This is a genomic window from Moorena sp. SIO4A5 (genome assembly GCF_010672005.1).
Lineage (GTDB): Bacteria > Cyanobacteriota > Cyanobacteriia > Cyanobacteriales > Coleofasciculaceae > Moorena.
The window spans coordinates 17,301-27,017 of sequence record NZ_JAAHHZ010000011.1; the positions used below are offsets into that span (position 1 = coordinate 17,301).

A 9,717-nucleotide genomic window follows, 5' to 3' on the forward strand; every position below is an offset into this window, starting at 1 on the left:
AAAGCAGTTTGAACCCGTTGGCAGTAGGATAACCAAAGGATACCTATATCCCTTGAGAAAGTTGCTTGGAACAGAACATCTCACGAGATTCTTGCTTAACATTACCATTCATCACAGCTAGCTGCAGTTTCATGAAGGCATTTAAGTCTTCCAGTGGATATTTTCTAGTTAGAAGCTGCCGTAGCTTATCTTCTTCTGTTACACTCAAATAGCCAGTTTTGAGCGCTTTTTGTACAACTTCCCTGATATTAGCCATAACACAAGCACCTATTAAAATTAGTTAGCACTTTGGAGGCTGAAAGCCGTGCAAAAGCCAATTGAGACTATCCCTCTAAAGTGCTTATCACCATTTTTTAACCTTTTTATGATGTAGACGACACTTAAGTTCTGTGCAATTTTCCATTGTACATTGTACTCGGATCGTGTCTTTGGCTAGCTAAGCCGCTAAGCCAGCATCACCAAGCTTCTGTTAGCACGGCTGTATTAGGTGATTGTGGTATTATATCATTATGGCTCTTGAGATTCTGTAGCCTTAGTTACAGAACACTGTTCACATAATCCGAAAAACTCCAAGGTATGGTAAAAAATCGTGAATTGATAAGAATCTTGCAACTTCTTCTGTAATTGAGGTATGGGACATTCTTCCATGGGAATAGACATGTCACAATTGAGACAAGTGAGGTGATGTTGATCATTTTGTACACCACTGTAGAGGGATTCTCCACTACCAAGAGTCCGGACTTGCACCATTCCTTCTAGTTTTAAAGCATCCAAAGCGCGGTAAACTGTAGCTAAACCCATAGATTGCTTACGTTTGCGCAGCTCTACATAAAGATCTTGGGCCGACATAGCCCGATTCAAGCTTGTGAGCAGTTTCAGAATTCGCTCTTGGGAGCGGGTGCGTTGGCCTTTCATTAATCTTTCTTTAATATCCTATTTTTTTGATGTTAATCGTGCTTGTTGGTTCAAACTGTAAAGAAGGATGAATGATCAACGGATCATCAGCAATAGTGAGCGCGGCTGTGCCCAAATCCCAGGATTAGGCTAGGGCTGGTTACACGCTGTGGCAGCTAAAAAAAATACTAGCTGAAAAAATACTAGCTCAAAAAATATTGCTCAGTAACCTATCAGTAACCTAATTGATAGAATTTTTTAATCCTTGATCGTTCATCCTTGATATTATATCCATTATCATTATATATTGAAAGGGGAGAGTTGTGATTAACAAATATCAGGCTTATATTTATGTTACACTTAGAAACTCGGTATTGGATCCAGCCGGTGTAGCTGTTGAGTCAGGACTGAAGCAGCTAGGCTACGAGAGTGTAGAACAGGTGCGTATTGGTAAATATATCGAACTTAGCCTGAGTGCTGCTAATGAAGATATGGCGCAAGAGCAATTGAATCAGATCTGTGACCAGCTGTTAGCCAACCCAGTTATTGAAAATTATCGCTTTGAATTGGTTGAGATGTCAGCACAACTAGGAGTGGAAGCATGAAATTTGGGGTGGTGGTCTTTCCTGGGTCAAACTGCGATCGCGATTTGGCCTATGTTACAACTAGCTTACTCCAATGTCCAACCAGGATGGTTTGGCATCAAGAAACCGATATTTCTGACTTAGATGTGGTGGTACTCCCTGGGGGCTTTAGCTATGGGGATTACCTGCGCTGTGGCGCAATTGCCCGGTTTTCTCCAGTCATGCCAATGGTGGTAGACCATGCTAAACAGGGTAAATTTGTCCTAGGCATTTGTAATGGTTTCCAGATGCTGACGGAAATGGGGCTGTTACCAGGGGCATTAGTCAGAAATCGGGACTTACATTTTATTTGCGATCGCGTTCCAGTTAAAGTAGAGCGCACTGATTTACATTGGACTACAGCTTATCACCCAGGAGAAATTATAAGTCTACCTATTGCCCATGGTGAAGGGCGCTACTACGCTGATGCTGAAACTCTCAAAGCTCTCGAAGATAATGGTCAGGTATTGTTTCGTTACGCTACTGTTTCAGGAGAGATAGAGACAACAGGTAATCCCAATGGTTCCCTGAATAACATTGCCGGAATTTGTGATACCACTGGCAAAATTTTGGGTATGATGCCCCATCCAGAACGAGCAGCTGATCCGATGTTAGGCAATATCGATGGGATGAGATTGTTTCAGAGTTTGTTAAAGACTTTTGAAGATTGCTAGTGTTATCGATACCACTAATTACCGATAATCGCGACCGCTACATGGGTTCCCTAAACCTTATCTGTCTGCAATAGATTGCAATTATACGGGATCTGGTTGACTGATAAATATTGCCATAAACTGAAGTTTATACTTTTTGTAAATCTGATTAAAATTAGTGGCTGTTAATGCTCGAAAGAGTATTTTAAAAAGTATAAAGAAGCAGAGGTTAGTCGTTGAGTGGACAGCGAGTGTTTGTTAAAATTTATCGTTATAATTAGTAAAATAAAAAAATATAAATATAAAATCGAATAAGATAAAAAAATGCCTGAAACTAACTTTCAAATTGAATGGCCTGATGGTAATCAAGAACTTTGCTATTCCCCTTCTCTAGTGGTCAAGAAATATTTTAATGCTGAGCAAGACTATTCCCTTTCGGAATTTGTGGCACTATCTCGGACTGCGCTTCAGGATGGTAGTGATCGCGTCAAAGCTCAATTTGGTTTCTCTTGTAGCAAAGCACTAGGACAACTGAAGATAATAGAAGACAAAGCGAAAAAGTATAGTAATCTATCTGAACCAAAAGTGCGATTACTTAAATTTATCGATGTCCAACCCACAGAATAATTCAATAAAAATTGATGCAAGCCACTTCTCCTCCAGACTCCACTACTATCCTCGCTGGCTTCCATGCTCTTTCCGATCCCCTGCGCCTGGCAGTGATTGAGCTACTCTTCGTTAAAGCCTGGCAATTCCCGGTAAACTCTGGGATTGCCTAGCGAAGATGCAGACTAAGGATTAGTTTCCTACGTTGGTCTGGTCAGGATACCCGAGGGTGACCTCCAGCTCCCGGCTCTATCGCTAACTATTAAGAAAAGGCAAAATGTGTGGTTAGCATGACAAGCCATTCCAACATTGTCGAGGAACACATTACCGAATTGAGTTGCACTAATCATGCAGAATTACGTATTCGTTATTGACACAAACAAGCAACCATTAAACCCTATTCCACCAAAGAAAGCTCGCCGGTTATTAAACAAAGGTAAGGCTGCCGTTTTTAGGATGTACCCGTTCACAATCATCTTAAAGACTGCGATCAATAATCCAACCATCTCACCTTGTCAAATAAAGATTGACCCTGGTAGTAAGGTAACTGGATTTGCCCTAGTCCAAAACAACCAAGTTATTTGGGGAATGGAATTAGAGCACAGAGGAGGATTAATTAAGAAAAAACTAGAGTCTAGAAGCGCTGTAAGGCGTAGGAGACGTAACCGCAACACCCGCTACAGGAAACCCAGATTCCTTAACCGTAAGCGTCCAGAGGGATGGCTTCCACCTAGTCTAGAACACAGGATTTTGACTATTCAGACTTGGGTAAAACGATTGATTAAATTCTGCCCAGTCAATGAGATTTGGGTCGAAAGGGTTAAGTTTGACACCCAAAAAATGCAAAATCCTGAAATCAGTGGCATTCAGTACCAGCAAGGAGAGTTAGCCGGATATGAGGTTAGAGAGTACTTACTTGAAAAATGGGGAAGAGAATGCACTTACTGTGGTAAGCAATCCGTTCCATTGCAAATCGAACACATTCACCCAAGGTCACTTGGTGGAAGCGATCGCGTAAGTAATCTTTGTTTGGCTTGTAAAAAGTGTAATCAACGCAAAGGTAACAAGCCTATAGAAGACTTCTTAAAAAAGAAGCCAAGTCTACTGCAAAAAATCAAATCTAAAGCTAAGCAGCCATTAAAAGATGCAACAGCAGTAAATGCAACTCGGAACAAGTTAGTTAAGGTACTTCAATTAATCAAGGTTGTGGTCACCGGAACGGGAGCGCAAACCAAATACAACCGGACTAGATTAGAACTACCTAAGCAGCACTGGATTGATGCCGCTTGTGTTGGGGATATTGAGACCTTAGTGTTGAGAACCTCTCAGCCGCTGTTAGTCACTTGCAAGGGACCCGGAGGGAGACAGAAAGCAGCACTTAACAAATACGGTTACCCCATCAGACACAATCCATTAAAACCAATCAAAGGCTGGGTTACTGGGGACATAGCCCAGCATCCTCTACTAGGAATAGGCAAAGTCACCCCTAGAAGCAAAGGAAGCTTTGGATTTACCCCGTTAGGAACCAAGGGCTACAAAAGTTGCAAACCTCAAGATATATCGGCAATATACCGAAAAGATGGATACACTTATAGCTTTTGCTAGTATCTGCCGAGATTTACCAGGGAATAGTTGTCCTGGAAGTTCCTGTTAAATCCTCCTGCTGTGGCTAAATTTAGATCACCATTAAATGAGAATCCGCAAACTGATACCCAAACAAACTCTCTGGTCCTTAATATCCCATTGCTGGCGAGAGGCAGTAACTGAGGGCATGGCTACATTTATCCTAGTCTTTGTTGGCACTGGTGCTGTCATGGTGAATCACATCACTAGGGGAGCCTTAACTCATCTGGGCGTCAGTTTTGTGTTTGGAGCAGTGGTCGCTGCTTTAATCTATGCCACAGGACATATTAGCGATGCCCATATTAACCCAGCTGTGACTCTTGCTTTCTGGGCTAGTGGCTTTTTTCCCGCTCGCAAGGTGTTACCTTATATCCTCGCTCAATGCATTGGTGCGATCGCTGCTTCAACATTACTGTTGTTGACACTGGGGTATGTTGCTGATCTTGGCGCAACTCTGCCTCTACAAGGGAACTGGTTTCAATCCTTAGTGCTGGAAGTAGTACTCACCTTTATCTTAATGTTTGTGATCTTAGGCTCTGGTCTCGACCGCCGTGCTCCCATTGGCTTTGCTGGTTTGGCTATTGGCTTAACCGTAGCATTAGAAGCAGCTTGCTTCGGACCAATTACCGGTGCCAGCATGAATCCAGCCCGTTCATTAGGGCCAGCCTTAGTAGCTGGGATTTGGCAACATCAATGGATTTATTGGGTTGCCCCAATTGTAGGAGCGCAATTAGCCGTGATTGCTTATCGGCAACTTTCCCATGGATTTCGGGATATTCAGTAAAAGCATAGCTAAGCTAAAACGCATTTAAAATGGGTTTTAGCAAGGCAATAGGCAATAGGCAATAGGCAATAGGCAATAGGCAATAGGCAAAAGAGGAGTGGATTCTATTTTTTTTAGTTAATTTCAATAATATACAGTTTAAATGTATAAAATTTAAGCTAAAAACTAACAAATAACAACTAACAAAAAAAATAACTATGAAACAAATCATGTTTGTTTGTAAAAGAAATTCCTGCCGCTCTCAAATGGCAGAGGGGTTTGCTAGAACCTTAGGACAAGGAAAGATTTCTGTTACTAGTTCTGGACTAGAAGCAAGTCGAGTTCATCCTACGGCAATTCAAGTCATGGATGAAATTAATATAGATATTACTGACCAGACCTCTAATCCTTTAAACGATTTCAAGGCTGAAGACTATGATGCTGTATTTTCCTTGTGCGGCTGTGGTGTTAATTTACCAGAAGCCTGGGTATTACGAGATGTGTTTGAAGATTGGCAGCTCGATGATCCTGATGGGCAACCACTAGAGACGTTTCGCCGTGTCCGAGATGAAATTAAAGAACGAGTAGCTAAGTTAGTGGAAACCTTGAGCTAATTAGTTGGTTTACGGTTAATTTCAAGGACTTATAAACAGCCTATTTATCTAGTAATTATTTGATACTTTACATTACTATTACCTTCCGGAGGATTTTGGATAAAATCAAATAAATGGTGAGCTAACTCTAATTTAGTGCAGCGATTAATCTGTTGATGGCGTCCTCTGTTATCAATCAAAATTGCTTGGTTGGTATCACTGCCAAAACCAGCATTTGGTTTGTCAACTGGGTTAGCTACGATGGCATCCAATCGTTTCTTGTTTAATTTTTGTAACGCAGGCTTGATAATATCTCCAGTTTGTGCAGCAAATCCAACTAAGTACTGATTGGGCTGTTTCAGTCGTCCCAATTCAGCTAGGATATCTGGCACTGGTTTTAAAGGTAGAGCAGCAGGAAGTCCATGCTTCGGTATCTTCATCTCCTGGTAGATTCCAGGGGTTATATCTGCTACTGCTGCTGCCATCACAATCAAATCAGCATTGGCAAAATCTGCTAGCATCGCCCGATGCATCTCAGTAGCACTCACTACTGGAATTGTCCGGATACCCATCGGTGCTTCCCAAGTAGCTGGTCCATGAACTAGGGTGACAATTGCTCCCCTATTTCTGGCAGCTTGGGCTAGGGCTAGTCCCATCTTGCCTGTGGCAGGATTCCCGATAAAGCGTACTGGATCTATATATTCCCGAGTGCCACCAGTACTGATTAAGACTTGTTTACCGGTTAAGTCTCGTTTGCCACCAGTGTACAGCAGGGATTGGATAGAGGCGATTATCTCCTCTGGTTCTGCCATCCGTCCTGCACCAATGCGATCGCATGCTAACCGTCCTGCTGTTGGACCAACACTATGATACCTGGGGTCACTTAACAGCTGTTGCCAATTTCGTTGCACTGACTGCTGCTTCCACATATCTGTATTCATCGCTGGTGCCAACAAAATAGGGCAACTAGACGCTAGAACCGTATTGGTTAGTAAGTTATCGGCTAAACCATAAGCCAACTTACCTAGGGTATTAGCCGTCAGAGGAGCAATCACCAATACTTCTGCCCATTCCCCTAATTCAATATGCACCGGGCGTTCGTGCTTTGCTTGCCAGAATACGTTGTCCGTATAAGCTGGATAGCGAGAGAGGGTACTAAGAGTCAAAGGAGTGATAAATTTTTCAGCTCCCTGGGTTAGAATTACCCTTACTTCAGCAACCCCCTTAAATAGGGTAGAAACAACCTCACAAACTTTATAGGCAGCGATGCCCCCACATACACCAATTAAAACTTTTCTACCCTTATTCACGCCTCGTCGTAAGCTTCCATGTCCAGTAAGTAGATATAGGGTTCTGCTAACTCTGGACGCTGAAAGGCCAGTGCCCGCAGCAGATGCCAATCTTTGAGTCCTTCAAATGCGCCAGAGTAATCATCCAGCTCTAGACGTGCAGCCAACTTGGCAACGTCCTCTGCACTGAGAGCTGAAAGGTCACGTTGGGAAATGGTCGTAGTTGCCATTGCTCACGCCTCTCTTACTTAGCTTTTTTGTTAACAGTTGTACGTCTTCGACAACTTTACTTCTATTATCCCTATTTAGTGACACGACTGAGTATATATCATACCAGCTTTAGCGTGAAGTATTCGTAAATTTTTTATCAGTTTTTAGGGGTCATTTGTATGGAGGCTTACTATAGAAATATCACTTATTCATAAACGAACTATTATTAGTTGGTTATATTTATTCAGTTTAAAAGCCCTGGCTCTGATTAGGTGGCACAGATTTTTGGCAATAGCGATCGCTCTTCCCAAGTGCTCCGCAGTCTCCAGCAGTTGTATTCAACTCGACTAGTGCTGATCGTTGGTTCATTAGAGATTTAGCATGCTACGTCTCTACTTTTTCGTCACTAAGGAAATTTAAAGGAGATTTATCTGACGGGTAACCGGGCTAGGATCCTCATGATTTGGTAATTATTCTGACTTGTGGTACAAAAAAAACGGTCTCAATTATCAAAAAGACCGCTTAATCCAAAAAATGCTGACTCAATGTATAGTAAGTCCGGAATAGCAAAATTTTTATCGGGATAAACTACTTGGAAAGCCCGATCACTTACCAAGTCTATCACTACTACATGGACTTAGAACATCATACTTTGCTTGAAAGGGAAAGGGGAAGGTTAACCTCATATCAGTAAGATATCTTAACTTAATTACATTTTAACTTATAACCATATTGCGTTTGGCAATTACCAATTACTCGTTACCAATTACTCGTTACCAATTAACAATTATCAATTAGAAATAGTTGGGAGAATTGCTAACATAAAATCTCCCATCTCTTGCCACATTCGACCCACTCTCAATCAGTGAAAGGTTTAAGGCTTAACGAGCTTTACCTTCTGCCCTTGAGCCTTGTTTGGCAGCAATTTCCTGCATCAAAATCTGAAACGCTTTGGCATACTGAGCATCTTCCAAGGTGCCAACTTTTTCACGATTTTTCTGCAAGTCTTTACGCTGTTCATCCGAAAGCTCAAACACAATATCTGGTTCAATTCCGGACTTATTGATATCGCGACCACTAGGGGTAAGGTACTTAGCAATGGTTACTGCCAGACCTGAGCCATCTCCAAGCCCTCGCACGGATTGGACTAAGCCCTTACCAAAAGTCTTAGTTCCTACCAAGATGGCACGTTGATTGTCTTGTAAAGCACCCGAAAGAATTTCGCTAGCACTGGCTGAACCACCATCCACCAGTACCACTAATGGTTTATCGGTCAGAGAGCGATTAATTGCTTTCTGGTATTCGGCTTTGCCGATGCGGTTAACTGTTGAGACAATCGTACCGGAATCAAACCACATCCTAGCAATTTCAATGCTGGCATAAAGTAGCCCACCAGGGTTAGAGCGGAGATCTAAAACATAGCCACTCACCTTCTGATCTTCTAACTTTCGGATTGCTTCGCCCATCTCCTTGGCCGCGTTAGCACTAAATTGAGAAAGGCGAATGTAGCCGATGCCATAACCATCTGAAGTTTCCCGATAGCTATACTTTACAGGGTGGATTTCAATCCTAGCTCGTGTGATCGGATAGTCCACTACCTTTTGGCCTCGCTGAATGGTCAAAGTCACGGAAGTTCCTGGCTTGCCTCGAATCAGTTGAACTGCATCGTTGACATCCATACCTTCGGTACTCTTGCCATCAATTTTGATAATGATATCCTTTGCCAGGATTCCCGCTTTAAAAGCTGGGGTATCCTCAATTGGGGAAATCACCATCAACTTTTTTGTTTCCTCATCCAGGGCAATCTGAATACCTACACCAGTTAATTCCCCAGATGTATCAATCTGCATATTCTTGAACTCTTCTGGATCCATAAACCGGGTGTAAGGATCGTCCAAGGGCTCTAGCATTTCCCGGATTGCCTTGTAGGCTTGTTCCTTGCTGCTGTAAGAGCGATTCAGATAATCTTGGCGAACTTCTTCCCAATCAACCTGGTTGAAGGTAGCATCTACATACCTGCGGTTAATAATTTGCCAAACTTCATCAACTAGCTCCTTAGGACTCTCGCGAAAGAAAGCCTGACTTTGAGATAGATGAAGACCAGCTCCTGTAACTGCTACAGTTGTTAGGACTACTGCTGTCGCACCAAGAACCAGGCCACGTTTTGTAATTACCATAATCCTTTCGCTTAAGGTCGGGAAACTAATGCAAAGGAGCTAAGCTAAATCTAACGAACGGGGATGTCAGACAGCTCCTATGCAAATCAATCTGAGACTGACACCCCCTTGTTCAATTTTGGGTAGTATAACCCTGGTAATATACCCCTATGGCTATAGCCTTTTAGGGGTCATCTATGTTGTTGATTAGGGTCGTGAGGATATTATTTATCCATACTAACCTCATTAGCTAATCACGCCATCATACCACCACACCACACCACCATAATCCCATCTAGCTAGGATT

The 9,717-nt window shown here is 42.4% G+C and carries 12 protein-coding genes; 7 read left to right on the top strand and 5 right to left on the bottom strand.

Features of this window, described 5'->3' with window-relative positions:
• Window positions 1–43: 43 nt before the first annotated feature.
• Window positions 44–256: a hypothetical protein gene (locus F6K57_RS07100; RefSeq protein WP_293023322.1), complete on the bottom strand. Its 213-nt coding sequence runs from the start codon at window positions 254–256 to the stop codon at window positions 44–46.
• A gap of 251 nt (window positions 257–507) precedes the next feature.
• Window positions 508–915, bottom strand: a complete 408-nt coding sequence (locus tag F6K57_RS07105; RefSeq protein WP_293023325.1) for a transcriptional repressor — start codon at window positions 913–915, stop codon at window positions 508–510.
• Window positions 916–1,217: 302 nt separating this feature from the next.
• On the opposite strand from F6K57_RS07105, the gene purS reads away from it, so the two are divergent.
• From purS to arsC, 7 genes are all read left to right on the top strand, one after another.
• The gene (gene purS, locus F6K57_RS07110) at window positions 1,218–1,499 is read left to right on the top strand and encodes a phosphoribosylformylglycinamidine synthase subunit PurS (RefSeq protein ID WP_293023328.1); all 282 of its coding nucleotides are present in this window, start codon (window positions 1,218–1,220) and stop codon (window positions 1,497–1,499) included.
• Complete coding sequence (gene purQ / locus F6K57_RS07115; protein WP_293023330.1) at window positions 1,496–2,191, top strand: phosphoribosylformylglycinamidine synthase subunit PurQ; 696 nt, start codon at window positions 1,496–1,498, stop codon at window positions 2,189–2,191. Before purS ends, purQ begins: the two co-directional genes overlap by 4 nt.
• A gap of 303 nt (window positions 2,192–2,494) precedes the next feature.
• The gene (locus F6K57_RS07120) at window positions 2,495–2,797 is read left to right on the top strand and encodes an MSMEG_0570 family nitrogen starvation response protein (RefSeq protein WP_293023332.1); all 303 of its coding nucleotides are present in this window, start codon (window positions 2,495–2,497) and stop codon (window positions 2,795–2,797) included.
• Window positions 2,798–2,811: 14 nt separating this feature from the next.
• Window positions 2,812–2,949, top strand: coding sequence for a hypothetical protein (locus F6K57_RS07125; RefSeq protein ID WP_293023334.1), 138 nt, complete (start codon window positions 2,812–2,814; stop codon window positions 2,947–2,949).
• Window positions 2,950–3,124: 175 nt separating this feature from the next.
• A complete protein-coding gene (gene iscB, locus F6K57_RS07130; RefSeq protein WP_293023337.1) occupies window positions 3,125–4,381 on the top strand; it encodes an RNA-guided endonuclease IscB in 1,257 nt (418 codons plus the stop codon).
• An 85-nt stretch (window positions 4,382–4,466) separates the two neighbouring features.
• On the top strand, window positions 4,467–5,183 hold the full coding sequence (locus F6K57_RS07135; RefSeq protein WP_293066118.1) for an MIP/aquaporin family protein: 717 nt from the start codon (window positions 4,467–4,469) through the stop codon (window positions 5,181–5,183).
• Window positions 5,184–5,380: 197 nt separating this feature from the next.
• Window positions 5,381–5,776 carry an arsenate reductase, glutathione/glutaredoxin type gene (gene arsC, locus F6K57_RS07140; RefSeq protein ID WP_293023341.1) on the top strand — a complete coding sequence of 132 codons (396 nt, stop codon included), beginning with the start codon at window positions 5,381–5,383 and terminating at the stop codon, window positions 5,774–5,776.
• Window positions 5,777–5,820: 44 nt separating this feature from the next.
• Here the strand turns inward: arsC and coaBC are convergent, their stop codons facing one another.
• The 3 genes from coaBC to ctpC all read right to left on the bottom strand — a co-directional run bounded on the left by coaBC (window position 5,821) and on the right by ctpC (window position 9,431).
• Complete coding sequence (coaBC, locus tag F6K57_RS07145) at window positions 5,821–7,065, bottom strand: bifunctional phosphopantothenoylcysteine decarboxylase/phosphopantothenate--cysteine ligase CoaBC (RefSeq protein ID WP_293023343.1); 1,245 nt, start codon at window positions 7,063–7,065, stop codon at window positions 5,821–5,823.
• On the bottom strand, window positions 7,062–7,274 hold the full coding sequence (locus F6K57_RS07150; RefSeq protein ID WP_075900150.1) for a DUF2555 domain-containing protein: 213 nt from the start codon (window positions 7,272–7,274) through the stop codon (window positions 7,062–7,064). Before F6K57_RS07150 ends, coaBC begins: the two co-directional genes overlap by 4 nt.
• A gap of 861 nt (window positions 7,275–8,135) precedes the next feature.
• Window positions 8,136–9,431 carry a carboxyl-terminal processing protease CtpC gene (ctpC, locus tag F6K57_RS07155; RefSeq protein WP_293023347.1) on the bottom strand — a complete coding sequence of 432 codons (1,296 nt, stop codon included), beginning with the start codon at window positions 9,429–9,431 and terminating at the stop codon, window positions 8,136–8,138.
• Between the last annotated feature and the right edge of the window lie 286 nt (window positions 9,432–9,717).

What these genes read in the sequence shown, in the direction of transcription:
- purQ (WP_293023330.1), top strand. Translation starts at nt 1,496, where the DNA reads ATGAAATTTGGGGTGGTGGTCTTTCCTGGGTCAAACTGCGATCGCGAT.
- F6K57_RS07135 (WP_293066118.1), top strand. Translation starts at nt 4,467, where the DNA reads ATGAGAATCCGCAAACTGATACCCAAACAAACTCTCTGGTCCTTAATA.
- F6K57_RS07105 (WP_293023325.1), bottom strand. Translation starts at nt 915, where the DNA reads ATGAAAGGCCAACGCACCCGCTCCCAAGAGCGAATTCTGAAACTGCTC.
- F6K57_RS07120 (WP_293023332.1), top strand. Translation starts at nt 2,495, where the DNA reads ATGCCTGAAACTAACTTTCAAATTGAATGGCCTGATGGTAATCAAGAA.
- iscB (WP_293023337.1), top strand. Translation starts at nt 3,125, where the DNA reads ATGCAGAATTACGTATTCGTTATTGACACAAACAAGCAACCATTAAAC.
- F6K57_RS07150 (WP_075900150.1), bottom strand. Translation starts at nt 7,274, where the DNA reads ATGGCAACTACGACCATTTCCCAACGTGACCTTTCAGCTCTCAGTGCA.
- F6K57_RS07100 (WP_293023322.1), bottom strand. Translation starts at nt 256, where the DNA reads ATGGCTAATATCAGGGAAGTTGTACAAAAAGCGCTCAAAACTGGCTAT.
- ctpC (WP_293023347.1), bottom strand. Translation starts at nt 9,431, where the DNA reads ATGGTAATTACAAAACGTGGCCTGGTTCTTGGTGCGACAGCAGTAGTC.
- F6K57_RS07125 (WP_293023334.1), top strand. Translation starts at nt 2,812, where the DNA reads ATGCAAGCCACTTCTCCTCCAGACTCCACTACTATCCTCGCTGGCTTC.
- arsC (WP_293023341.1), top strand. Translation starts at nt 5,381, where the DNA reads ATGAAACAAATCATGTTTGTTTGTAAAAGAAATTCCTGCCGCTCTCAA.